General features: G+C 62.8%; 21 protein-coding genes and 1 tRNA gene. 15 read left to right on the top strand and 7 right to left on the bottom strand.

Annotated elements, in window-relative coordinates:
• Positions 1-91 precede the first annotated feature (91 nt).
• From CKO15_RS08980 to CKO15_RS08970, 3 genes are all read left to right on the top strand, one after another.
• A complete protein-coding gene (locus CKO15_RS08980; RefSeq protein ID WP_242464681.1) occupies positions 92-799 on the top strand; it encodes a hypothetical protein in 708 nt (235 codons plus the stop codon).
• Positions 796-1,512 (top strand): M48 family metallopeptidase, encoded by a 717-nt coding sequence (locus CKO15_RS08975; protein WP_200195224.1) that lies wholly within the window; start codon positions 796-798, stop codon positions 1,510-1,512. Before CKO15_RS08980 ends, CKO15_RS08975 begins: the two co-directional genes overlap by 4 nt.
• Before the next feature lie 301 nt (positions 1,513-1,813).
• On the top strand, positions 1,814-3,055 hold the full coding sequence (locus CKO15_RS08970; protein WP_200195222.1) for a hypothetical protein: 1,242 nt from the start codon (positions 1,814-1,816) through the stop codon (positions 3,053-3,055).
• 7 nt (positions 3,056-3,062) lie between these two features.
• Here CKO15_RS08970 and CKO15_RS08965 read toward each other — a convergent pair whose 3' ends face one another.
• Together CKO15_RS08965 and CKO15_RS08960 are read right to left on the bottom strand one after the other, a co-directional pair.
• Positions 3,063-3,746, bottom strand: coding sequence for an outer membrane protein (locus tag CKO15_RS08965; RefSeq protein ID WP_200195220.1), 684 nt, complete (start codon positions 3,744-3,746; stop codon positions 3,063-3,065).
• Positions 3,747-3,787: 41 nt separating this feature from the next.
• The gene (locus CKO15_RS08960) at positions 3,788-4,447 is read right to left on the bottom strand and encodes a site-specific integrase (RefSeq protein ID WP_200195218.1); all 660 of its coding nucleotides are present in this window, start codon (positions 4,445-4,447) and stop codon (positions 3,788-3,790) included.
• Positions 4,448-4,965: 518 nt separating this feature from the next.
• Between CKO15_RS08960 and dusA the strand changes: the two genes are divergently transcribed.
• The gene (gene dusA / locus CKO15_RS08955; protein WP_200195216.1) at positions 4,966-5,985 is read left to right on the top strand and encodes a tRNA dihydrouridine(20/20a) synthase DusA; all 1,020 of its coding nucleotides are present in this window, start codon (positions 4,966-4,968) and stop codon (positions 5,983-5,985) included.
• A gap of 33 nt (positions 5,986-6,018) precedes the next feature.
• On the opposite strand, the gene CKO15_RS08950 is transcribed toward dusA, so the two are convergent.
• Complete coding sequence (locus CKO15_RS08950) at positions 6,019-6,747, bottom strand: UDP-2,3-diacylglucosamine diphosphatase (RefSeq protein WP_200195214.1); 729 nt, start codon at positions 6,745-6,747, stop codon at positions 6,019-6,021.
• 147 nt (positions 6,748-6,894) lie between these two features.
• Between CKO15_RS08950 and gltX the strand changes: the two genes are divergently transcribed.
• From gltX to CKO15_RS08935, 3 genes are all read left to right on the top strand, one after another.
• Positions 6,895-8,382, top strand: a complete 1,488-nt coding sequence (gltX, locus tag CKO15_RS08945; protein ID WP_200195212.1) for a glutamate--tRNA ligase — start codon at positions 6,895-6,897, stop codon at positions 8,380-8,382.
• Positions 8,383-9,810, top strand: a complete 1,428-nt coding sequence (gene cysS / locus CKO15_RS08940) for a cysteine--tRNA ligase (protein WP_200195210.1) — start codon at positions 8,383-8,385, stop codon at positions 9,808-9,810. It abuts the gene before it with no gap.
• Positions 9,811-10,091: 281 nt separating this feature from the next.
• Entirely contained in the window at positions 10,092-10,511 is a 420-nt protein-coding gene (locus CKO15_RS08935) for a DUF2802 domain-containing protein (protein ID WP_200195208.1), read from the top strand.
• Positions 10,512-10,556: 45 nt separating this feature from the next.
• Here CKO15_RS08935 and CKO15_RS08930 read toward each other — a convergent pair whose 3' ends face one another.
• From CKO15_RS08930 to CKO15_RS08920, 3 genes are all read right to left on the bottom strand, one after another.
• Complete coding sequence (locus tag CKO15_RS08930; RefSeq protein ID WP_200195206.1) at positions 10,557-10,886, bottom strand: hypothetical protein; 330 nt, start codon at positions 10,884-10,886, stop codon at positions 10,557-10,559.
• Between the two features lie 30 nt (positions 10,887-10,916).
• The gene (locus CKO15_RS08925; protein ID WP_200195204.1) at positions 10,917-12,005 is read right to left on the bottom strand and encodes a hypothetical protein; all 1,089 of its coding nucleotides are present in this window, start codon (positions 12,003-12,005) and stop codon (positions 10,917-10,919) included.
• Between the two features lie 124 nt (positions 12,006-12,129).
• A complete protein-coding gene (locus CKO15_RS08920; RefSeq protein WP_200195202.1) occupies positions 12,130-13,812 on the bottom strand; it encodes an SPOR domain-containing protein in 1,683 nt (560 codons plus the stop codon).
• Between the two features lie 371 nt (positions 13,813-14,183).
• Here CKO15_RS08920 and CKO15_RS08915 point away from each other — a divergent pair.
• The 8 genes from CKO15_RS08915 (at position 14,184) to CKO15_RS08880 (ending at position 22,159) form a co-directional block, all read left to right on the top strand.
• Positions 14,184-14,260 (top strand) — tRNA-Glu (locus CKO15_RS08915).
• Between the two features lie 298 nt (positions 14,261-14,558).
• Positions 14,559-16,769 (top strand): sensor domain-containing phosphodiesterase, encoded by a 2,211-nt coding sequence (locus tag CKO15_RS08910; protein ID WP_200195200.1) that lies wholly within the window; start codon positions 14,559-14,561, stop codon positions 16,767-16,769.
• A gap of 16 nt (positions 16,770-16,785) precedes the next feature.
• Complete coding sequence (locus CKO15_RS08905; RefSeq protein ID WP_200195198.1) at positions 16,786-17,940, top strand: GGDEF domain-containing protein; 1,155 nt, start codon at positions 16,786-16,788, stop codon at positions 17,938-17,940.
• Positions 17,927-19,051 carry an ATP-binding protein gene (locus tag CKO15_RS08900; RefSeq protein WP_200195196.1) on the top strand — a complete coding sequence of 375 codons (1,125 nt, stop codon included), beginning with the start codon at positions 17,927-17,929 and terminating at the stop codon, positions 19,049-19,051. Before CKO15_RS08905 ends, CKO15_RS08900 begins: the two co-directional genes overlap by 14 nt.
• The gene (locus CKO15_RS08895; protein WP_200195194.1) at positions 19,052-19,996 is read left to right on the top strand and encodes an STAS domain-containing protein; all 945 of its coding nucleotides are present in this window, start codon (positions 19,052-19,054) and stop codon (positions 19,994-19,996) included.
• Positions 19,997-20,031: 35 nt separating this feature from the next.
• Positions 20,032-20,373 (top strand): hypothetical protein, encoded by a 342-nt coding sequence (locus CKO15_RS08890; protein WP_200195192.1) that lies wholly within the window; start codon positions 20,032-20,034, stop codon positions 20,371-20,373.
• 201 nt (positions 20,374-20,574) lie between these two features.
• Positions 20,575-21,132, top strand: a complete 558-nt coding sequence (locus CKO15_RS08885) for an outer membrane beta-barrel protein (protein WP_200195190.1) — start codon at positions 20,575-20,577, stop codon at positions 21,130-21,132.
• Positions 21,133-21,232: 100 nt separating this feature from the next.
• The gene (locus tag CKO15_RS08880) at positions 21,233-22,159 is read left to right on the top strand and encodes a YdcF family protein (RefSeq protein ID WP_200195188.1); all 927 of its coding nucleotides are present in this window, start codon (positions 21,233-21,235) and stop codon (positions 22,157-22,159) included.
• On the opposite strand, the gene CKO15_RS08875 is transcribed toward CKO15_RS08880, so the two are convergent.
• Positions 22,134-23,396, bottom strand: a complete 1,263-nt coding sequence (locus CKO15_RS08875; protein ID WP_200195186.1) for a glycosyltransferase — start codon at positions 23,394-23,396, stop codon at positions 22,134-22,136. The genes CKO15_RS08880 and CKO15_RS08875 overlap by 26 nt on opposite strands.
• Positions 23,397-23,403 lie beyond the last annotated feature (7 nt).

The raw sequence follows: 23,403 nt of genomic DNA, 5'->3' as shown, positions 1-23,403 counted from the left end.
GTTCCAAGCCGTGCGGTACGCAATCCCCTTCTGTTTCGCCCACGCGCTTAACTTGGTACTCTTCATGCGGAGAATATTGGCATAGACAAGCATGTTCGTCTATCTATTTTTGCAACTGTTTGAACCCTACGAAGCCGACATGCGCCACCTCATCAACACCTACATCCAGGCCGACCCGGCAGACAATCTCGGTGCAGTGGACAGCTACTCCTTAGTCGAGCTCATCGTCGAGACCGGCATCCACGATGCCATCGCTCAGCGGCTCAACCAGCAGGGCAAGCTGTCGAAGAATGCTGTCGCCGAGGGCATCGTCAACAACGTCCGCAAGACCATCATCCGCGATCAGCTCACCGATCCTCGCTTCTATGAGCAGCTCTCCAAGCTGCTGGATGACCTGATCGCGGAGTGGCGCAACGAGACAGTGTCCTATAAGCAGTTCCTGGAGCGGGCCGAGGAACTGGTCAAGAAGATGGCGCAGGGGCAGAACAGCCAAAATATGCCGTCCGAACTGGCAGGCCGACATGAGGCTCAGGTGATCTTCAACAATCTGCCGGATATCCTCGCCGCGACGCGCCCCGACTGCGAGGTGCGCGAACCTTCCCCGGATGAGGCGCAGCAGCATTTGGAGATGGCGCTGGCGATCGACCGCGCCATGCGCGAACAGGCCCCGGCGGGCTGGCGTGGCGACGATGCACGCGAGCGGCAGGTGCTCAATGCGCTCTTCCCGATCCTCGGGCGCAATCGACAGGCCACCGAAGCCGTCTTCGAGCTGATCCGGAATCAGGCGGGGTACGCATGACCGAGACGATCACCTTGGGCGACATTGCCATTGAGGTGACGCGCAAGGCCGTGCGAAACGTGCATCTATCGGTGCATCCACCGGACGGGCGGGTGACCTTGGTGGCCCCAAGCGAAACCCGCCTAGAGGTGGCTCGCGCTTACGCCATCGCCAAGCTGGGATGGATTCGCGAGCAGCAGACGCAGCTGGTGAATCAGGCGCGAGAGACGCCCCGTCAGTATGTCGAGCGAGAGAGCCACTACCTGTGGGGCCGCCGCTACCTGCTCTCAGTGGCAGAGCGCGAAGCACGCCCCGGCGTCAAACTGGATCACAAACGCATCATCCTGACCGTCCGGCCCGGTGCCGACCGGGGCAAACGCGCTGAGATCATGCACGCTTGGCACCGGCAGCTTCTGCATGAAGCGGTGCCGCCCCTGATCGAGAAGTGGGAGCAGAAGCTGAGTGTCTCGGTGGCGAGGTATTTCCTGCAGCGCATGAAGACCAAGTGGGGCAGCTGCAACCCACGAGCCGGTCACATCCGGCTCAATACGGAGCTGGTCAAGAAGCCGAAGGACCTGCTGGAGTACATCGTCGTCCATGAGATGCTACACCTGATCGAGCCCAACCACAGTGAGCGCTTCATCGAGTTGCTGAGTGACCACTATCCGTCTTGGCGCGAGGCGCGTGATGAGCTGAATGAGCTGCCACTAGGCGCTGAGCGGTGGGATGGCTAGGTACATGCCTCTGCTGGTGGTAGGCTAGGTGCTCAAGCATTTCGGTGTTGGGCAGCGCCCAGGCCGCCGACCGTAGACCGAGGTCTGGGTGCGGCGATGTCAGCCGGGGGTCAGATGCCGCCGAAGGACAAGCAGCGGGCTATGGCTGGGATGAGATAGTGGTCCGGTAAGACGGCGCTATACGACGGCGCGCTACGCGAAATCTGGGGTCGCTCTGCGGGGTGACCCCTTCGTTTTTGCGCGTGCATGCAGGTATTATGAGCATGTTGATGGTTGAGTTATGGATGCGGCAGGGGCTCCGATGAATACGACGATCGAAGTCGGGATGGCGCCAATAACGGAAGAAGAGGTTGTGGTGCATTTTGGTGAGCAGGGTTTATCAGACTCTCTCGTCAGTGTGCTTCGTAATCGCATTCGCCGTCAAGTGGAGAGCGCCATAGGGCGATCTTTTCTGCGTTGCGAAGTGCAATTATACGGAGGGAAGGTTGCCGGGCCAGGTCTTCCTACCAAGCCATTAAACGCCAGGGATGCACATAAATCTGGTTGGGTAGAGTTTTCGGGGGTGAAAGTAACTATTGATACGGAGCGGGATCACTCAGGCGTTTCCAGTCTAATCTATCGCGCCCCGCTAACGACTAGAAGAGTTTTGGGTGAGGCGGTTTGGGGAAATGAGCAGCATCTGCAAGAGAAGCCACTGAAAACTAAACGACGCTTCGTGATAAAAGATTCATTTCTCACCATGCCGTCGGATTTTCTGCCTTGGACAAAGGAGCAAGTTGGCGCCTGTGTGTGCCCAGTTGAATGGTTGTTTCCAGAAGGCCGCTCTACAGCATCAGTCCGTGAATATGTAGTTTGGTTTTGTCCGATATGCGGAAAACGTTACCTTTGTGCTTGCGCCGAAGGGTTAAAGGAGTATTACAAAAACTTGGTATCCCCTGAGCGCGGAGACGGACAGTTAAATATACTGCACCAGCCTCTTTTTGAAGCTGAATTAAGGGCGGATATTTGTCATCTATGTCGCGATGTGCCGCCAACTAGACAGGCCTACGATCCTATGTATGGGGGAAGTAGGATTAAACTCTACTACCTGCCATACATCAATCAGTTGGGTATTCAAAGCGGACTTGATATGCTTAACAAGGAGCACAAGCGGGAAGCTGAAAATCTATTGAGGGATCGTATTGGTGTTCCGCGCGTTGGCGAAGGGTGGGTTAGTGAGACGGAGCTGTATCGTACTATTAGGGCTATTTTTCCTGGTCGTCGGATTGAGCGCGAAGCCAGTCCGGACTTTCTCGGAAAACAGCGATTTGACATCTACTTCCCTGATGAAGGGGTAGCCGTTGAGTATCAAGGAGAGCAGCACGCAGGGCCAGTTGGACGTTTCGGAGGCAGGAGCGGTCATGAGCGAGCTGTAGAGCGTGATCAGTCCAAGAGAGAAAAGGCGGAGAAAGCTGGTGTTCAATTGGTGGAGTTTTGGTATTACGAGAAAATAACCGAAGAAAAAGTCAGAAAAAGATTAGGCAAGTTTTTAGGCGATGAATGACGCGTTTTCAGAAGCTCGCTCTAAAACCTGTGCTAATGTAACTGAGCCGCAGCTCTACATCGTGATCTTCGGTGTCGCCGCTCAGGAACTCCGTCCGTTGGTACTCACCGGACATGCTAGTGCCACGATATTCGGCGAAGAAGGACCAGACATCTGTCAATGTCCCCGAGTAACCAATCCCGACGGCGAATCCTGCGCCGTAATCGTCAGTAAGGTCTATAGTGTCTTCGACGGTGTATTTGAAATAGGTCGCCCCGAAACCAAGGGAAACGTAAACCATGTGAGGATAGAAAGCGTAGCCAAGGCTTCCGCCCAGAAGGATGGTGTTCCCAATCTCCGCTGTAACGTCGTCTGCGACATCGAACTCATCGTTATCAGCTGCGATGAACTCGAAGTAAAGGCTGGTGACCAAGCTTTCTTCTCTGATCATCCGGCCCAAGCGAAAGCCCAACCCGGACATCGTCACGGAGTCAGAATAGTCGCCTACTAGGTCGGGGTCGTCGGCCTCCCTGTCGACATCGAGCGAGTGACTCATCGCGTGCAAGACAACGCTTGCCTTCGGCCCATCGAACGGGTCGTTCGCGGTCGCGGTCAGAGGGAGTGAAATGGCTACGAGTGCGATACTCGCAATGACGTGAAGGCGCATCTTCGTCTCGCTCCAGGGGTGGTCCATTTGAATGCCCTTAACCATACGCAGGGACCTTTATCTGTAGCAAGCGCAAAGGTGCCGCATTAAGTCCGAAGTGCGACGTCCTCCGGGCGCAGGTGCGTGTACCGCTGCAGTGTAGCCCAGCTCTCATGGAGCGTGAAGGAGCGCACCTCGTGGATCTGGTAACCGGCCTCAAACAGGCGGCTGGTCGCCTCGTGCCGGAGGTCGTGGAAGCGCAGCCCCTTGATGCCGAGCATCTTGCAGGCTTCGTGGAAGCGGGTGCCGACGGTCTTGGCGTTGGCCGGGAAGATGCACGGGTCGACGCCGCGTGAGGGCTGGCGCTGTATAATCGCCAGTGCCTCCTGAGTCAGGGCGGCCCGCCGATGGTTGCCCTGGGCGCCGTCCGGGTGTTTCAGATCGCGGACGAGGATGGTGCCCTTCGCCTCATCGAGGTCATCCCACCGCAGCCGGGTGATCTCCGCTTGGCGGCGAGCCGAGGCGAGGGCAAAGCGGATGATGTCGGCGTAGGGTGTCCGGGTTTTCGGGCCGCGTGGGCGTGGCTTGTCGAACCAGTCGAGCAGCAGACTCAGCTCTTCGGACGTCGGGCGCCGATCTCGGGTTCCTGCGTTGTGAGTGATGCGTGACTTGCGGCAGGTCTTGCGGGCATCCGGCAGAGCCTGCGTGTTGAACTTGTATCCCCAGGCGAACTGCGCGTACTCCAAGACGGTGCCGAGGAAGATCAAGTCCTGGTTGACGGTCGAGCCCCCGGTGCCGTCCCTCCGTCGGGCTTGGGCGTAGTTGATGAAGATTTGCGAGGTGAGGTTGCACAGCGGAGTCTCAGCCAGCTCGGTTTGCTGGAGGGCTTATAGGGCAAAGCGTTTGGAGCGACCGAGCTTGTCCGCGAACTCTTCGAGGTACCGCTCGATCAGGTGGGAGATCGTGACGTTGCGACTGGCGTCGTTCTCGAAGCCGCCGGGAGCGCGCAGCTGCTCCTCGCGGTCTTCACCCCAGCGGCGGGCGGCGGCGCGGGTCGAGAAGGTCTTGGCTTCGGAGTGGGTGGTACCGTCGGGCCTCTTGAGCCTGATCTGGACTCGGTAGGTGGTACCGCCTTTACCTTTGATCTACGTGATTGTGGCCATCTGGGGCAGTGCTACAAAACGGGGCTTGTAGCAATAATTGTAGCAGTGGGTTGCTACGAATGCTACTGAACACACCTGAACCCGCACTTTGAGCAAGGCCGAAGAGAATCTATAGAGCTGATATGAAAGACAAACCCTTGAAGACCATACACGGGCTTTTGAGCGTCGCGCCGATGATGGAGTGGACGACATCGAGTGCACGCTACTTCTTGCGTCTGCTTGCACCGCGGGTGCGCCTCTACACCGAAATGGTGCCGGCCGTGGCGCTGTGGCACGGTCGCGCCGAGCGCTTCTTGCCCTTTGATCCGGCGGAGCATCCGTTAGCACTGCAGCTCGGTGGGCACGATCCGCAGCACCTGCGCTACGGCGCGGAGCTGGCCGCGGAGTGGGGCTATGATGAAGTCAATCTGAATGTCGGCTGCCCGAGCGAGCGGGTTCAATCCGGGCGTTTTGGTGCCTGTCTGATGCGGGAGCCGGAGTTGGTGCGCGAGTGCGTAGCGGCGATGACGGAGGCCGGTTTGCCGATCACCGTCAAGTGTCGTATCGGGGTCGATCACGACGACAGCGAGGCGCAGCTGCTGCACTTTATCGAGCGTGTTGCCGATGGTGGCTGTGACTGCTTTATTGTGCACGCGCGCAAGGCGTGGTTGCAGGGGTTAAGCCCGAAAGAGAATCGTGAGATCCCGCCGTTGCACTATGAGCGGGTGTGGCGGGTTAAAGAGTGCTTTCCGGAGCTGGAGGTTGTCCTGAACGGCGGTGTGGCCGACGAGCAGACGCTGATCGAGCAGCTGGCGCGGGTCGATGGGGTGATGGTCGGCCGTGCCGCCTTCGCGGATCCATACGCCTTAGCCTGCTGGGAGAGCCGGCTCTTTGGCGGGACGGTGCCGTCACGACGGGCGGCCGTGGAGGCCTATCTGCCCTTCGTCGAGAGTCAGTTGCAGGCCGGTGTGCCGATGACCCACCTGGTCAAGGTCTTGATGGGGCTCTATAGCGGCCGTCCCGGTGGGAAGCGCTGGCGGCGTGCGTTGACGCTCGGCAGCCAGCGCCCCGGTGCGGGTCCGGAGGCGATTGCAGCTGCGCTGGACGAAGTCGAGGACGCACTACCACACTATGGGGACCGCACTCAATGGGGACAGATTTAAAAATCTGTCTCCATTGGCCCAAATCTGTCCCCATTAGCCATGGTGCGCCCACTCCTCCAGCTCCCAGCGCTGCGGCGTACAGCGCAGCACGCTGCCCTGTTTGAACCAGTCGCCGACGACGAAGCGGGCCCCAGGGCCGTGCGCGGTGGTGAAGCGATGGACTGCTGGACGGTGGGTGTGGCCGTGGATCAGCCAGCGTGCTTCGTGTTCGGCCATCAAGGCGGTGACCGCCTCTGGGGTGACGTCCATGATCTCCTCGTGCAACTCCTGATTGCGGCTGCGGCTGCGATTTCGGGCCTGCTGTGCCATCTCGAGGCGCTGCGCGATCGGCTGCGAGAGGAAGTGCTGTTGCCACTGCGGGTCGTGCACCATGGTGCGAAAGGTCTGGTGTTCGTGGTCGGCGGTGCAGAGGCTATCGCCGTGAAGGATCAGGGTTCGCTCGCCGTGAAGATCGATGCAACTCGGCTCGGGCAGCAGGGTGGCTCCGCTGAGCTCGGCAAAGCGCGCACCGAGCAAGAAGTCGCGGTTGCCATGCATGACGTAGAGCGAGGTCGCGGCAGCCGCTTGGCGCAACTCTTTAAGGATCGGCTCCTCTGCGCTGACGGCATCATCGCCGATCCACGCCTCGAAAAGATCGCCGAGGATGTAGAGGGCAGCGGCTTGAGGGGCCTCCTGCCGGAGAAAGCGGGTGAACGTGGCGGTGATCTCCGGGCGCGAGGAGTCGAGATGCAGATCGGCGATGAAGAGAACGGGCTGTGACACGGTTGGGGCCTCCGGGTGGTCTAGGGCGGTCCGCGAGCAATCAGCGATCAGCAATCAGCTATCAGCAATCAGGCAATCGCAAAAGGGGCCTTGCCAGCGTATCGCCAGCGTCGATCTCCGGCGCCGAAAACGGTACCATAGCCGCCTATGACAAACCATCGCATCAAGACCCGTTTTGCACCGAGTCCCACCGGGGCGTTGCATCTTGGCAATGTCCGTACCGCTCTCTTTAGCGCGTTGCGCGCCTGGGGCGGCGGCGGGCATTTTCTCCTGCGGATCGAGGATACCGACCGCGAACGCTACCGCCCCGAGGCGGCTGATGCCTTGATGCGCGATCTGCGCTGGCTCGGCCTCGAGTGGCAAGAGGGGCCGGGCGTCGGCGGTGGCCATGAGCCGTACCGTCAGTTTGAACGTGCCGAGATCTACGCGCGCTACTACCGTGAGCTGGAGCGCAGCGGTGCCGCCTATCCTTGTTTCTGCACCGAGCGCGAGCTGGAGATGAACCGGCGTGTCCAGCGGGCCGCGGGGCGGCCGCCGCGCTACCCCGGAACCTGTGCCCGTCTGAGTGCCGAGGAGGTCGAGCGCAAGCGCGCCGCTGGGGTGCCGGCTACCCTGCGCTTTCGCGTCCCGGCCAACAGCGAGGTGCGCTTTACCGACGGCGTCCACGGCGAGCAGCGCTTCCGCACCGACGATCTCGGCGACTTCATCATCCGCCGCGCCGATGGTACGGCCGCCTACCTCTTTGCCAACGCCCTCGACGACGCCTTAATGGGGGTAACCGACGTCCTACGCGGCGACGATCACCTGACCAATACACCGCGTCAACTGCTTCTGCTGCAAGCCCTGGAGTTGCCAGCGCCGCGCTACACCCACATGGGGTTGATCCTCGGCGACGACGGCGCGCCGCTCTCCAAGCGCAACGGCAGTCGTTCGGTGGCCGACCTCGAGCAGGCCGGCTACCTGCCCGAAGCGGTCTTGAACTACCTCGCCCGCATCGGTCACACCTACGAGAGCGAACAGCTGCTGAGTCTTGAAGCCTTAGCGCAGGCCTTCGCGCCGGAGCGCCTTAGCGCAGCGCCCTCGCGCTTCGATCCGCAGCACCTGCTGCATTGGCAGGAGGAGGCCGTGCAGGCGGCCGATGGGGCGCGGTTGCGGGCGTGGATGGGCATCGATGCCCTGGTGCCGCCCGGCTACGCCGACGAGGTGGTGGGTGCGATCCGCGGCAATGTTCGCTTCCCCGAGGAGGCGCGCGATTGGGCAACGCGCATCTTCGGGCCGCCGCCGCCGCTCGATGAGGCCGCACAACAGGCGGTGCAGGGTGCCGGTGCCTCCTACTTTACCGCCGCTGCCGCTGCTGCGCGCGAAGGCTACAACCGCTACCGCGGATTGATCGAAGTGCTGCAGGCGCGTCTTGAGGTCAAGGGCAAGCGTCTCTTTATGCCCTTGCGTGCGGCGTTGACCGGGCGCTGCAGCGGGCCGGAGCTGCAGCCGGTGGTCGACTTGATGGGCAGCGAGCGCATCGTAGAGCGGCTGGAGAGGGCCGCTGAGATGGCGGCAACGGGAGAGACAGGGGATAAGGCGGGGGCGAAGACAGGGGAGACGACGGGAGAGACGCCGGATCAGAGGGAGAGGTAAATGCTCAAGATCCACAACAGCCTCAGCGGTGAGAAAGAGACCTTCGTGCCGATTGAGCCGGGACAGGTTCGGCTCTACGTCTGCGGCATGACCGTCTACGACTACTGCCATCTTGGGCACGCCCGCGCGCTGGTCGTCTTCGATGCTATCGTGCGCTACTTGCGCTGGCTCGGCTATAGGGTGACCTACGTTCGCAACATCACCGACATCGACGATAAGATCATTCGCCGCGCCGCTGAGAACGGTGAGACGATCGAAGCGTTGACGGCGCGCTTTATTCGCGCGATGCACGAGGACTGCGCCGCGCTCGGCGTTCACCTCCCCGATCACGAGCCGCGGGCGACCGAGTCGCTCACTTCGATGATCGAGCTGATCGAGCGCCTGATTGAGCGGGGGCACGCCTACGCCGCCGATAATGGCGACGTCTACTTCGCGGTAGCGAGTTTCGCCGAATACGGCAAGCTCTCCGGGCGGCGCCTCGATGAGCTGCGCGCCGGCTCCCGCATTGAGCCGGATGAGGCCAAGCGCGATGCCGCCGATTTCGTCCTGTGGAAGGCGGCGAAGCCGGGCGAGCCGGCGTGGCCGTCGCCGTGGGGCGAGGGGCGTCCGGGTTGGCATATCGAGTGCTCGGCGATGTCCCGCGACCTGCTCGGTGAGCACTTCGATATCCACGGCGGTGGGCTCGATCTGCAGTTTCCCCACCACGAAAACGAGATCGCCCAGAGCGAGTGTGCCTCGGGGCGGCCCTTCGTCAACTACTGGATTCATAACGGCCATGTGCGGGTCGGTGACGAGAAGATGGCCAAGTCGCTCGGCAACTTCTACACCGTGCGGGATGTTTTGGCGGAGCATCCAGCCGAGGTCGTGCGGCTCTTTCTGCTCTCGAGCCACTACCGCAGCCCGCTGAGCTATACCCGCGAGGCGCTCAGCGAGGCCAGAGGCGGACTGGAACGGCTCTATACCGCCTTGCGGGGGTTGTTGCCGGCAGGAACTGCCCCGGCAGGGGCTGCGCCGGCAGACGCTGCACCGGAGGGTGCGGTCCCGGAGTGTGCGATGCTCGAACGCTTCCGCCTGGCGATGGACGACGATTTTAATACCCGCGAGGCGCTGGCCGTGCTGTTTGAGTTGGCGCGCGAGGTCAATCGTTACCGCGAGGAAGGAGCAGTGGCACAGGCGCAGGCTGCTGCCGCCAAGCTGCGCCAGCTCGGCAACCTCCTCGGCTTGCTCGAACAAGATCCGGAGCTCTTCCTGCAGGGGGAGGTGGCCGTCGAAGATGAGGCGGAGATCAACGCCCTGATTGAGCAGCGGCGAGAGGCGCGGCAAGCGCGCGACTTTGCCACCGCCGATCGGATTCGCGACGAGTTGCAGGCGCGCGGTATCCTCCTCGAAGATACTGCCGCTGGGACGTCGTGGCGACGTGCCCGATAGTGCTCGGTAGTCGGTGTGGTTGACGGACGAGACAGGAGTGAGGACCTTGATCATTCCTTGGTCCACCTGCCCGCCACTTAGCGGAGGGCAGCGGTTGCCGCCTGGGAGCGCCGGGGCTTCAACAGGAAGACCGAACGAAACGGGAAGACCGATGGCTCGGTTCGTGTGGATCGGGCTCAATCCGAGGGCAGAGGGACGCAGGGGGAAGCGTGTACGGCAGTAAGCAGGCGCCGCCCGCAGTGGAGTGGGCTGAGCATGTACGGCAGTAGGCAGGCACTGCAATGGAGTGGCTGAGTGCGGTGACGCTGGCGCTCGCTGTGGTGGCGGTGGTGATGGCCGCGGTTGCAGCGTGGCACGTCCTCGGCTTCGGCGCTCGTCTGCGGCGCATCGAGACCCGACTCAGCGGTTTGGAGGGGAGCACACAACAACTCACCGAGCACTTTAACGGCCTCTCGGCGGGAGCGGTCGGCTATGGTGAGCACCTGGCTCGTCTGGAGCAGGGGCAGGCGCGGCTGCGGCGGCGTCTCGATCAACTTGCTGCTGCCGGCGGCTCCGACGGCAGCCGCTTCCATCAGGCCATCCGTATGGCCCGCAAAGGTGCACCGGCCAAAGAGATCGCCGATACGTGCCAGATCAGTCAGGTCGAGGCCGATCTGGTGGTGCTCCTGCACGGTCCGGACGCCGAATCCGACGATTCTTGAACGCCCTTATCTCCCGTTCCTTAGTCGGGGTTTGAGCAGTTCAGCCTAAATCTTCTCATATTTAGATGCTTCTGAGCAGGTTTGGGCAGGTCTGATGGAACGGTCGCTGCAATCGGGGCCACTGCGATCTTCAGTAAGCGTGGCCTCAGCGCAGACGCTGTCGGCTAAAGCGATCAGTGCCGCAAAGGCCGCCTCCAAATCTTCAGGGAAGGGCTCTGGCGGGCTCAGGTCGGCCAGTGCGGCGGCAAGGTCGCTGTCATCGGGCAGGGGGAGGCCGTACTCGGCGGCGCGCTCAAGGATGGCGGCGCCAATGGGGTTGCGGTCAGGAGTCGTCTCCGAGCTCACGTTCTGTGGGGTCGCACTTTTTGGACTCATGTTCTTAGGTGCCTTGATCATTCATTTCAATTAAGCTCTCTCCTCAATCATGCCCGGCAGTCCTGGTGGGATGCTCGACTCCGGGGCAGTCGCATCATGCGCTGGCCAGCCGCAGTGGCAATGGAGCTGACGGGGCGTGAGGCCCGCTGCGCGCAGCCGCTCAGCGAGTTGCGGCAGCAGGCGAGTGACGGCCGTTGCAGACGCCTGCTGATCACACCACCAAGTGCAGTCGATCGCCCCGTCGCAGAGATAGAGCGCACAGTATAGCGAGCCGGTCCCAGGCAGCTGCAGAAAGAGATCGAGCGTGTAGGCGGTCGGTTCAGCAGCCGCGTCGGGGTATGACGGGGTTGTGCTTGCGGTGCCTGCGGTTGTGGTTGTGGTCGCAGTGTTTGTGCCGCCGCTGCGGCGAATGCGCAAGCGCAGCGCGCCGAGTGCTCGCGAGGAGGGCGCGGTACGCAGCGGCAGATCGATACTCCAATCGCGCCCCTGGCCGTGTAGTGCGGCGTGCGTCTGCAGTGCAAGGATGCGTTGAAGCAGTGCCCCGATGGCGGCGTGAAGTTGCGGATGCTGGTGGTCTCTGGGGGCTTGCGGTGGGTTTTCGAGGGTCTGCTGCCAGCGCAGCAGGCGGGCCTTAAAATCATCGGCGAGCTGCTCCGGCGTATGCACGAGGCGGTGCTCACAAAAGAGCCCGGAGTGGTGCACGCTGCGGCTGAGGGCGCCGGGCTGCTGCAAGCTATCCAGTGTGGGCAGCTCGTCGATCCACTGCTGGAGTGGAGTGGAAGTGTCGGCGGGCAGCGAGACAGAACTGAGACGAGCCGCGGTGGCTTGGCGGGACAGAGCTTGACGAAGCGCCGTCTGCAGGGCGGGACGGCGACCGAGGTGACCGACGATGCGCAGGGTCAGATTGCGGCGAATGTCGGCGACTTGCAGGAGGAGACGATCGCCGTCGGCGACATACGTCTCGGCTCGTGCCGGGAGGCGATGGCCAGCGAACTCCAGCACGAGACCGTGCGCAGTCTTGCGCACCCGCGCAGCAAAGGTCTCACCGAGGGTCAGAGTGATGCCGGAGCGACCGGTCGCCTCGGGGAAGTCGATCTGGATCTGTGCTGAGTTTGCCAACTCCGTTCCTGTTAAAGCCCCTCGGGGAGATCGATTCGGCTCTGTGTTGAGGTGGCGGCTGCTGCTTACCCCCCCTCTGCCAGGGTTGTTGGTGGTGAAGTGTTCGGCCTGGTAGCGTTTGGTCTTATTCAGCCGGCTCGGCTCGTTGAGCGATATCGCTTGCCGCGGCGAGCTGCTCGCTAACCGAGGCGAGTGAGCGAATCCACGGTTGCTGTTGGCGGATCTGCTCCGGTAGCGTCTCTATGCGTTCGCGGGCGCTCTCACGGTCAGTGTGGCTGCCGTAAAGCAGGACATACCAGACTTGATCCTCGCGCAGCGTGGCGACGACGTGTGCCTCCCCTTCGTCTAAACCGAGATCGGCCGCGTACCGCTCAAGTGCTGCTCGCTCCCCGGCAGCGAGCAGTTGGATGGTGTAGTGGTCGGGCTGTTGACCGTCGATCCAGCCACGGGCGGTCTCTTCTTTTGTCTCTGCTGCCCCTCTCCTGTCTACCGTTTCGTCCTCCTCTCCCTCATCCTCCTCCGGCCTAGCACTCTCCTGCCTGGCCGCTGACGGTGTCGTTGACAGCGGTGCAGTTGCTGCGGAGAAGGAGGCGATCTCGGCGTCGTCCTGCATAATGGCTGCCGTCGTATCTGGATCACGCTCCGGGACGATTGTCGTTGAGGAGGGCTGGGTCGCTTCCTCCTGGGGCGTTTCCTCAAGGACGCTCCTGCTGCGGGCAAGCCACTCACCGCCTGCGGTCAGCGAGAGTGTTTCTTCGGGTGTGGCCTCGGGGGGCGGTTCGACGGCGGGTGCCGCTCTTTGCTCATCGACAAGCTCTAAGTCAGTCAACGAGAGATCGGGGCCGATGCCAGGAAGCAGGTCGGGGCGAATCAGCAGGGCGGCAACACTGCCAGCGGCCAAACAGACCAAGGCCACCGTCGCGAGCAGTGGCCAGCGTCGTTGCCGCTCACTGGTTGAGGCAATTGGATTGATGGCGGGTGCAGTCCTTTGCGGCTGATCGTCTCGGCGGTGGGCTAGGCGCTCGCTGAGTACTCGGTAGGCCTGTTCGTGGATGCGCACCGGATGGCCGGCCGAGTGCTGGAAGATGGCGCGCTTCTCGGCCCGGCTGAGTAGATCCGCCTCGGCACCAGCGTCAGTCATGCGGAGCTCAAGGTAGGCGGCGGTCTGCTCTTCGTTCAATGGCAAGAGGTGAGTGGTGTGCAAGCGTGCGGTCGGTAACTCCACCCCGTTCAGGTGGGTGGGCTCGGCTGTATCGACCTGGGTGGTAAGCAGCAGCGAGAAGGCCTCGTTGCGAGCATTGAGCTCGTGCCATAAATCGAGTAGATCGGTCAGCACACTCGGGGGCAGCCGCTCGGCGTCGTCAATAAGCAGCGCTGGGTGGAGTCCGGCACGCCGGGCCCCGTGGACGCGTTGGGCGGCGTGGTGCCGCTCAACCGGAGGCTGGGGGGCGCTGGGTGGGCTGCCGCTGGTCGCCGCGGTTGTATCGGTGTCGGCTGCCTGAAAGAGTTCGGCGAAGAGCTGTGGCGACGTCGTCTGTGCAGTCGCCTGCAGCGCCCGCATATGCAGTCCGGGGAGTTGATGTCCGAGTAGGTGTTGAAGCAGCGTACTCTTGCCGAGCTGCGGAGCACCGCGCAGTAAGACGATGCGCTCACCAGTCTGGAGCAGACTCAGAATGACATTCCGCTGGGTGGCGCGCGCAGTGTCCTCGAAAAGCGGGCCAGCGGCGAAGGGCTGCCTTCTCAGCCCCAGGCGATAGAGCCCGTCGGGGGAGAATTCGAAGTTGTCGTCGGCTTGCTGATCCACCATGGCTGCGCTGCCTACTTGACCTCCTCCCCCCTAGCAAAAGGGTGAGAAAGGACGGGGATTACAGCGGCGCCAGCGCGCCGCCGGAGGAAGCGATCGCACCGCGAAACCTCCCAGCTTCCGGCTCCGTTGTCGAGGCGAGGTCCCTGCTGCGTTGCACCGGTACAGGCCTCTATTCCACGCCCGCGATGGCAACGCACAGGATGATTCTAACACCCGTTGCCCTGTCGGGCGATGCGCTTTCATCCGTTCCGGACTGGAAAGATTTCTCACGTCTTCGCAGCGGGAGATTTCATCTGCACGGTTCGATATACATCGAGTGCTTGACAGCACTGCGGGCGTTGCGTAGCATTCGCCTCGCTTTGGAAGCGCACGTCCCCATCGTCTAGCTGGCCTAGGACACCACCCTTTCAAGGTGGCGACACGGGTTCGAATCCCGTTGGGGACGCCACTCCCAGCCCTTTATCTCAACGCCTCTTCACTTGATGCCCACACTAGGTGCACCAGGGCGCGTTCGCTTTCGCTTCTTCAGCCCCCTCCACCTCCCCTGGCGAATTCGAATTTTAGGCACTGTGAGTCGGTTGTGGACCGATTACCTGGAATCTGGCCTGGAACTTGACATATTCCAATTTTTGCCCCAAAGTCACCACCGTACAGTGCGCTGAGAGGTGCTTAGGTAGGCTTTAAGCGGGTTCAGCACACTCTGCTTCGCCGTTCTGTCGTCCCGCCGTCCCTCTATGGATCATGGCATGCAGACTGCGCCGATTCCCGAAAACGAGCCCAATCGACTCTCAGCCCTCCGCGAGTACGGGATTCTCGACACCCCCTGTGAGGAAGTCTACGAACGCATCACGCGTCTGCTGTGCAGCTTCTACGCGGCGCCGATCGCCACCGTAACTTTCGTCGATCAAGATCGTCAGTGGTTTAAGTCGGCGCGTGGGCTGGATGACTGCCAAACCTCTCGGGATATCTCCTTCTGTGGCCATGTCGTCGCCTCTGGCGAGCCGCTGGTGGTCGAGGACGCCGCCGCAGATGAGCGCTTTTGCGATAATCCGTTGGTCCTCGACGGGCCGAAGGTTCGCTTCTACGCCGGGGTGCCGCTGACGACCCCGGATGGCTACCACATCGGCGTCCTTACCGTACAAGATCTGCAGCCGCGGACACTCGACGAAAAGGCGGTGAATGCACTGCGCGACTTTGCCGCGGTGGTGGTCGATGAGCTTGAGCTGCGCCTGCAGCAGCAACGGCGCGAGCTTGAGCTTAAGCGGTTCATCGGTGGCCCGACTGTGGTCTTTGCCTGGGAGCAGAGACTCGGTGAGTGGCCGGTGCGCTACGTCTCACCCAACGTCGAAAAAGTCCTCGGCTATCGCCCCGAGCAGCTGCTCGGGCGCCCCTTCGTCGAGCTGGTTCACTCCGAAGATCTCGCCAGACTGATCCGCGAAGATCAAAAGGCGCAGGAAGACCTGGCAGCAGCGGGTAGCTCCTTCGAGTACACCCCTTATCGGGTTCGGCGAGCCGACGGCAGCTATCGCTGGGTGCATGAGACTTCGGTCTTCGAGTTCGATGGACAAGGCCGCGCGGTGAGGGGGTTGGGGTACATTAACGATGTCACCGCCCGGGTTGAGCTTGAGGCACAGAACAAAGCCGATCGCTCGCAGCTGCTCTACTATCAAAGCCAGCTGCAGCAGCTTTTGCACACCGATCCGCTGACCGAGTTGCCCAATCGGCTCCTGCTGCACGACCGTTTGGCACAGGCGTTGGAGCGGCGCAAACGCGATCAGGCCGCTTTGGCCATTTTAGTGCTCGATCTGCGCGACTTTCGAGCGATCAACGACAGTCTCGGTCAGGCCTTTGGCGATCAGGTGCTGATCAGCCTGGGCAAACGATTGCGCGCGGTCTTGCGCGGTGGCGATACGGTGGCGCGCTTGGGCGGCGATGAGTTCGGTATCCTGTTACCGTGGCTCAGTGCGATCGACGATGCGGTTGAGTTGGTCGAGCGGATCGTCGGCTGGGTGGAAGAGCCGATGGTTGTTGCCGGGCATGAGGTCTGTCTGGTCGTGCGGGTCGGGGTCAGCGTCTATCCGGCGGGCGAAGAGGTCGCCAACCTGCCGGCGAAGTTGCTTGAGCAAGCTGATACGGCGATGCACGAGGCCAAGCGGGAAGGCGTCCGCTACCGCTTTTTCAGCTCGGAGTTGATCGAAAGGGCGCGCGAGCGGCTCAAGTTGGCTGCCGAACTGCGCCGGGCCCTCGGCGGTGGTCAGCTCTCTTTGCACTATCAGCCGCAGGTCGAGTTGGCCAGCGGCGAGTGGATCGGTGTCGAGGCGTTGGCGCGGTGGCACCATCCGCAGCAGGGCTGGATCTCTCCGGAGCGTTTTATTCCGGTCGCTGAACGCACCGGCTTGATCGCCCGCCTGGGGGAGTGGGTCTTGGATGCGGCGTGTACACAGGCGAAGATCTGGTTGGATGCCGGGCGCACCTTCGGCCGGATGGGGGTCAATGTTACTGCGATGCAGTTGCTCGACGACGATTGGGTGCGCAAGGTCAAAGATGCCCTGGAGCGCTCGGGGTTGCCGGCGAATCGGCTGGAACTGGAGATCACCGAGAGTCTGTTGGTCGAGCGCGTGGAGAGTGTAACGGCGGGGCTGAGTGAGCTGCGTGCCATGGGGGTCTCCGTCGCGGTCGATGACTTTGGTACCGGCTATTCAGCGCTCAGCTACTTGAAGGATCTGCCCATCGATAAGATCAAGATCGACCGCTCCTTCATCTGTGGCTTCCCCGACGATAAGCACACTGCAGCGATTGCGCGGGCGATCTTGGCACTCGGTGATGGTCTAGGGATCGACGTCGTCGCTGAAGGGATCGAGACCGAGCGGCAGGCCCGCGCCTTGCAGGCGATGGGGTGTCGTCGAGGGCAGGGGTTTTTCTTCAGGGTTCCGGAGCCGGCCTCTTCCTTGTTCTGACTGGAGTGGGCTGCTCATGGCGCGAAGAGCTAAGAACAAGACGATGGTGGAGATGAGCGCCGATCCTGGGCAGGGGCCGGAGCAGGGGGGCGGGGCGTGCGATCTCGCCGCGCGCTGGGTGCCGCTTGAGTCGGATCTGCAGAACTTTCTAGCACTCTGCCGCGAGGCGGCTGTCACCCTAGGTCACTCGCCGTTGCAGATCGCCAAGGCGCTTGTGTCGCTGAGCGCGCATCTGCGCCAAGCCGGTGCCGGCTGTGGCAAGCCGCTCTTCGTTACGTTGCACTGGAGCGGTTCGGCGCTGTGGGTCGACTGGGAGGGGGCCGAGCCGTTTGTGCTCGTACGGCCCGAAACGCTGGACGCGACCAGTGAGCAGCGCCTGTTGCGGTTTCGGCAGCAACAGCAGCGCCTGCGCGAGAGCCAAGACCCAGAACTGTTGCGCCAGCGCAATCAGCGCATGACGGCCTATTTCGAAACAACGCGCGAGCAGCTTGAGGCTCAGCTCACCGCGCTTCACGAGGCGCTGCAAGAGCGGCAACTTGAGCTTACCCGCAGCATCATCGAAGCGGAGACCGATGCCCTTACCGGGGCGCGCAACCGCCGCGCCTTCGATGCGGAGTTCCCGCGGGCCTTCCGTCGCGCGATTACCAGCCCTGATAACGCACTGACCCTGCTGCTCGTCGACCTCGATCACTTTAAGGCGATCAACGACACCCATGGCCACCGTTACGGGGACGACTACCTGCGCGATGCAGCACACGCTATGCAGCAGGTGATCCGCACCGGCACCGATCAACTCTACCGGATCGGCGGTGATGAGTTCGCGATCCTCCTCTTTGCCGCTGCGCCCATTGGCTGTGCCAAGGCCGCTGATATCCTCGCCCGCATGGAGCGGCGGGTCAGCATCGGCTTGGCCAGCGTCGATCCGCAACAAGACGATCTCGCGCACCCTGAAGCGCTCCAAGAGCGCGCCGATCAGGCCCTCTACGCCGCGAAAGAGGCCGGGCGTGGTCAATTCGCCTGCGCGCCCGACTGCTGCCGTGTCTGTAGCAACGCTGCTCAGGCGAGTGGTGCTACTGCTGCAAAAGTTCCAAAGACTGCTGCTCTAACTGCTGCGTCCCCAACAACTAAAACGATGCCGCAGCCAGCCGCGCCTAGCGATGCCGACCGATAACCGCGCGATCATCAGTAGCAATCGCGACTTTCGGCTGCTCGCTGAGATCCCGGCCACACGCGAGAGTAGCCGTGTTCTGCTGCGCGCCAGAGTGCTAGCGACCGCCGAGCGCGTCGGCTTTAGCGCCGGGCGTCGCCAAGATATCGCCCTGGTCGCCAGTGAACTGGTCACCAACATCCGTAAGCACGCCGATGGACACGGCGTCGTCCAAGTTTGGCTCCAGCCGGGGCCGACCATCGACCTCGTAGCGATTGATCACGGCCCTGGGATACTCCGGCTCGAAGAGGCGCTACAGGATGGGTATTCGACCACCCGCACCTTGGGCAAGGGGCTCGGTAGCATCGTCCGCTTGAGTGATCATAGCGATTTCTACACCCATCCGGCGCGGCGGGGGCACTGCAGCAGTGCCATTCTGGCCCGGTTTGTCCTTCGCGATGCGCCCGGGCAGGCCGCGCAGCTCGGTCTCTTTGCGCGCAGCCACCGCGACGGTCGCTACAATGGCGATGCCTTGTTTCTCTACCACAACGGTCTGCACCTGCACTGGCTGCACGCCGACGGTCTCGGCAGCGGTGAGCGTGCAGCGGCTAGCAGTGCGCCCCTCGGTGAGGCGGTGCTGCAGAGCACCCGCCCGGAGGAGGTTTTGCACCGTGCGCAGCGGCGGTTGACCCCGGGGCACGGCGTTGTGGCGCTCGCCGGACGCTGTCGGCTCGACGGCGGGCGGCTGGAAGTTGCCGGGATCGGCGATATGCACCTCCACGTGTTGCGGTGGGACGAAAGCGGCGCTGCGCTTAAAGAGGTTTTCTCATTCGTGCCGGGTACCTTAGGCTATACCCCTGGCTCCGCAGGGGGTGGCAGCGGTCTGCTGATACGCAGCCATAGCCCTGTGCTCGGTGAGCGCGCGATTGTGCTCTCGGCCAGCGATGGCATTCGGCGCAACTGGACGGCGCAGCACTTCGAGTCGCTGTTTGCCCGCACTCCGCAGCTGATTGCCTATGTGCTCGGCTACGAGATCGGTCGTTTCGCCGACGATCAATCACTTGCCGTATTCGACTGCGGCGGCCTTCGCGGTCAGCCGCCGGTAGCTGAGCCGTCTTTAGAGAGGAGAATATAGATGACGCCTTATCACAGCAGACACCTCACCGAGCGCCTCCGTCAACTCTTCGGCGGACGCTTCGATGGCCTGGCCCAGCACCTTGAGGAGCCGGCCCGCGTCCACTTCGGTGGCGGCAACAACCTGCTCGATGAGGAGGAGATCGGTGATCTGAGCCTTGAGCTGCAGCACCTGATCGCTGCGCAGTTTGGTAGTGCCGATCCCTTCAGTTGTGATTCGCCGGAGCACGAGGCGCTGCAGTCCTTTTTCATCAATCTCGCCCGCCGGGTCTTGGCGCGGGGTGGGGAGATTGAGTCGCTGGTGCGCTACACCCAGACTGTGCAGCATAAGCTGATCGCCGGCATGGAGCAGATCAACGAGATCGACTTTACCCGCTCCCGCTCAGTCTTGGCCTTCGTCTCGACGCTCTTTACCGAGTTGCTGCTGTCGATCTTCCGCGCCTATCTCGGTCAGAAGGAGTCGACCATACAGGCCCAGGAAGAGGAGCTGCGCGAGACCTCCACCCCGATCACCGAGATCTGGAAGGGGGTGCTGACACTGCCGATCATCGGTACGCTCGACTCGAACCGCACGCTGGTGGTGATGGATTCGCTGCTCAATCGGATCGCGCAGCAGCATACGCAGGTGGTGGTCATGGATCTGACCGGTGCCGGCAGTGTCGATTCGCTGGTCGCGCACCATTTAATCCAGATGGTTCGCGCGGTGCAGCTGATGGGGGCTGAGGCGGTGCTGACCGGCATTCGCCCGGAGATCGCCCGGTCGCTGACGCATCTCGAGCTCGATCTCGGCGGTGTGCGCACGCGCGCGAGCTTGGCCGATGGGCTCAAGGACGCCTTTAGGCATATCGGTGTCGAGGTGGTGCCGCTGCGCGGCGGCGCTCGGCACGGCCGTGAGGATCGATACCGCGGGCGTGGCAGAGACGAGCGCGCCGACGATGAGCGGTGACGTTCGATGAACCATAACGGAAAAGGAGAGTGTCGGTGGATCGTGCCACACTCGGCTTTCGGCTGACCCAGATCGCGGCTGATAGCGCGCGCCTGGAGCCAGGGCACGGCATCCAGCCGAGCGACCCCGGTCCGGTGATCGAAGCGGTGCTGCGCGAGCTGCAGCCGCTGCATATTGATCTGCTCTACTACGATCTAGAGCGGGTCGAGATCATCGATCCTCCCTATCTGAGTTTTCTTACCCAGCTCCAAGGTTCCTGTCGAGTAATCGGGGTGCGCATGGTTTGCGTCCACATGCAGCCGAGCACGGCCTTCGCATTAGCCAGTTGGCTCGATCGCCCGCCTTCAATCGAGTTCGCCGGCGGTATGTGGATCTGAGAGCCAGGGGCGCGACCGCAGTCGAGAGCGTGACCGCGCGACCCCGCTCTGCAGCGCGGGAGCAGCTCCTCTTTAGGGTGCGTAACGTCGCACTCTATAGCTTCGCCGGTGGGTGCCGATACATCGGTTAGGCCAGAATGGGCCTTTACGTACCCTGACGCCCCCTGCGAGCAAAGATTTTGAGGAGTGATGAAGATGGCCATGAATAAGCGTGCTCTGCGCCCCTTAGCGACCGCCGCTGCGGTTGCTGCCCTGCTCTTGACCCCGGTTTGGGCCAGCGCTGCCCCCTCATCCGGCAGCTGGTACACCGGCCTGCAAGCCGGTTGGACGAATCTCGATTTTGATCGTAGAGACGATGTCGACTTTCTGATGGCCACCGCCCGCGTCGGCTTCTTCCCGGTCGATCAGGTGGCGATTGAGACCCGGTTCGGCGTGGGGGTCTCCGACGATGATATGGATAACGTCGATTACAGCGTCGATCACATGCTCGGCCTCTACGCTGTCGGCCACGTGCTGAACTACCGCGATGCCTTCTCTTTCTACCTGATCGGTGGTTTAACGAGTGCAACCCTTGAGGCCAATGGCAATCAAGAGCGGACCGATTACGCCCCCGCCTTCGGCCTCGGTTTCGATGTCTACCTGCACAGCAGTATGGCGCTCAATCTTGAGTACATCCGCAATCAAAACGGGGCCGATCCGGACGGCGCTGGAAAGTACGATCTGTCGTCGATGAATGTCGGCCTGACCTGGTACCACTAAGCGGCAAGGGCAATGGGGTCGACGGCGCCGTGACGTTGGTTGGCCAGGCTAGCCAACCGTCACGGCCGTCGACCTCGGTCGCTCCCGTTTCGGCCCCTCCATGTTCGAACTGAGTAAACTCCTCGGCGCGTTGCTGATGCCGCTGAGCGCGCTCGGCCTGCTGGCACTCCTCGCTACCCTCCTGCTCTTCACCCGCCACTGGCGCAGTGGACGCGGAGTGCTGGTCGTCGTGCTGCTGCTCTTCGGCGTGGTCAGCTGGGAGCCGACGGCCAGCCGCCTGCTGCTCCCCCTGGAGCAGCGCTATCCGGCCCTGCTCGATGCCACCGCTGTGCCGGTCGAGCGGGTCGAGGCCGTGATTGTCCTCGGCCACGGCCATCGCCTCGATCCGCAGCTGCCGATCACCGCCCAACTGAACTTGATGGCCACCGCACGTCTCCTCGAAGGGGTGCGGATCCAGCAGGCGTGGCCGCAGAGCGCGCTGCTGTTGACCGGTGGGGCGGTCTACAGCGCTAAGCCGAACTCGCAGCTGATGCAGCAGCTCCTAGAGACCCTGGGGCTAGCCCCGGTGCAGGTGGTCGCCTTCGATACCCCGCGCAATACCCGCGAGGAGGCGGTGCGTGTTGCGGCGTGGGTCGAGGCGGCCGGGGTCGACCCGGCGGCGCTGGTCCTGGTAACCGAGGCCTCGCACATGCCGCGCGCCATGGCCCTCTTTCGCGGCGTCGGACTCGATCCGCTGCCGGCTCCGACGGCCCATCGCGTCCGCGCTCGCGAGCCGGAGGCGGGCAGCCCGGCGCAGTTTCGCCCATCGGCGCACGCCCTGCGCATGAGCGAGCGGGCTGTCCACGAATACGCCGGGCTGCTCTGGGCGCGGCTGCGTGGGTGGACGACGCCTGGCGCCGCGGCGTTACAGTCGGAGAGTGCAGGCGATGGCGACGCTGCGAGCGAGGCAGCGGGCGACCGGATGGAGATGCAGGGAGAGAGCGAGGAGGAGGGTGTGGCGGCTAGCAGCGTCGCTCGGCAACACTGAGAATGGCCGCTGCTGCCGCATCGGCCCCATCGTGTGCGGTGACGGCGGCGGCGAGTTCACGGCTGCGCTCGCGAAAGCTTGGCTCCTCAAGCAGGCGCGTCAAGGCAGCGTCGATGCGCCCCGCTTCGTAGTTCTTCGGCAGCAGTTCCAAGGCGACCCCGAGGCGTTGAGCTCGCTCGCTGTTATCGAACTGATCGTAAGCCAATGGACGAATCAGCTGCGGAATGCCGGCGGCGAGGGCGTGGCTGAAGGTGCCGATGCCGCCGTGATGGACGAGGGCGGCAGCCTGTGGCAGCAGCTGGCGGAAGGGAACGAAGCCGGTGCGGATGATCCCTTCGGGGAGTGGTTGCGGAGCGGGGTCGTCGTGAGCGGCGACGAAGATGGCTCGCCGGCCGGCGCGTTGGCAGGCGGCCATGGAAGCTGCGAAAAAGTCCTCGGTGCAGCGGGTCGCGGTCCCGGTGGTAAAGACGATCGGGGGTGGGCCGGCGGCTAAGAAGTCGGCGAGTGGTTGCGGCAGTTGCTCATCGGCGGCTGGTGCGGTCAGCGGGAAACCGCTCAGGTGCCACGGCGCACCACTGACGTTCTGCGGTGCGCTGCCGAACCACTCCGGAAAGAGCCCAAGGTTCAGTGTGCTGCAGTGCAGCCACTGCCCGAGCACGCTGCGTTCTATAGCGGGCAGCGCGAGGCGTTGGCGCAGCGCGTTCAGGTGCGGCGCGAAGGCTGGATCGAAGACGAAGCGATCGAGAAAGCGCCATACCAGGCTTGGGGCGGGTGAGGGGAGGCGGCGCCAAAGGCGGCTGGCGCCGAGGCGCGATAAGCGGTGCGGTGAGCGCACGAGCACTGGGGCGAGGTGCGTGGTGATCGCTGGTGTTCCGCTGCTCTCCTGGAGCAGTCGTGGTAGTAGGGCTAGCGTCGAACCGACAGTCACGGTCTGCCCGGGAATAAGCAGCGCGTGTAGCCGCTCGTAATCCTCTTCGAGGGTGTGGTTGAGCGCTGCAGCGAGCTGTTCGACGCCGCGGTGGGAGTCGGTCAGCGCTGGATTGCGCAGGAGCGCTTGATACGCCTCGATCGAACTGCCGGCACCGATGCAGGGGAGTCCGCTTGCTTCGACTTGGCGGGAGAAGTAGCGGTGGGTGAGCAGGTAGACCTCGGCTCCCTGCCGTTGCAGGGCCGTGCCGAGCGTGATGAAAGGGAGAACATCGCCGTGACTCCCAGCAGCGCAGATCAACACGCGCATCGGCAGC

This window comes from Halorhodospira abdelmalekii (assembly GCF_016583625.1).
Lineage (GTDB): Bacteria > Pseudomonadota > Gammaproteobacteria > Nitrococcales > Halorhodospiraceae > Halorhodospira > Halorhodospira abdelmalekii.
This window is presented reverse-complemented; position numbering and strand designations above follow the sequence as displayed.

Excerpts from the sequence above, each read along its gene's own strand:
- CKO15_RS08980 (WP_242464681.1), top strand. The coding sequence starts at position 92 with ATGTTCGTCTATCTATTTTTGCAACTGTTTGAACCCTACGAAGCCGAC.
- CKO15_RS08975 (WP_200195224.1), top strand. The coding sequence starts at position 796 with ATGACCGAGACGATCACCTTGGGCGACATTGCCATTGAGGTGACGCGC.
- CKO15_RS08970 (WP_200195222.1), top strand. The coding sequence starts at position 1,814 with ATGAATACGACGATCGAAGTCGGGATGGCGCCAATAACGGAAGAAGAG.
- CKO15_RS08965 (WP_200195220.1), bottom strand. The coding sequence starts at position 3,746 with ATGGTTAAGGGCATTCAAATGGACCACCCCTGGAGCGAGACGAAGATG.
- dusA (WP_200195216.1), top strand. The coding sequence starts at position 4,966 with ATGAAAGACAAACCCTTGAAGACCATACACGGGCTTTTGAGCGTCGCG.
- gltX (WP_200195212.1), top strand. The coding sequence starts at position 6,895 with ATGACAAACCATCGCATCAAGACCCGTTTTGCACCGAGTCCCACCGGG.
- cysS (WP_200195210.1), top strand. The coding sequence starts at position 8,383 with ATGCTCAAGATCCACAACAGCCTCAGCGGTGAGAAAGAGACCTTCGTG.
- CKO15_RS08935 (WP_200195208.1), top strand. The coding sequence starts at position 10,092 with ATGGAGTGGCTGAGTGCGGTGACGCTGGCGCTCGCTGTGGTGGCGGTG.
- CKO15_RS08930 (WP_200195206.1), bottom strand. The coding sequence starts at position 10,886 with ATGAGTCCAAAAAGTGCGACCCCACAGAACGTGAGCTCGGAGACGACT.
- CKO15_RS08920 (WP_200195202.1), bottom strand. The coding sequence starts at position 13,812 with ATGGTGGATCAGCAAGCCGACGACAACTTCGAATTCTCCCCCGACGGG.
- CKO15_RS08910 (WP_200195200.1), top strand. The coding sequence starts at position 14,559 with ATGCAGACTGCGCCGATTCCCGAAAACGAGCCCAATCGACTCTCAGCC.
- CKO15_RS08905 (WP_200195198.1), top strand. The coding sequence starts at position 16,786 with ATGGCGCGAAGAGCTAAGAACAAGACGATGGTGGAGATGAGCGCCGAT.
- CKO15_RS08900 (WP_200195196.1), top strand. The coding sequence starts at position 17,927 with ATGCCGACCGATAACCGCGCGATCATCAGTAGCAATCGCGACTTTCGG.
- CKO15_RS08895 (WP_200195194.1), top strand. The coding sequence starts at position 19,052 with ATGACGCCTTATCACAGCAGACACCTCACCGAGCGCCTCCGTCAACTC.
- CKO15_RS08885 (WP_200195190.1), top strand. The coding sequence starts at position 20,575 with ATGAATAAGCGTGCTCTGCGCCCCTTAGCGACCGCCGCTGCGGTTGCT.
- CKO15_RS08880 (WP_200195188.1), top strand. The coding sequence starts at position 21,233 with ATGTTCGAACTGAGTAAACTCCTCGGCGCGTTGCTGATGCCGCTGAGC.
- CKO15_RS08875 (WP_200195186.1), bottom strand. The coding sequence starts at position 23,396 with ATGCGCGTGTTGATCTGCGCTGCTGGGAGTCACGGCGATGTTCTCCCT.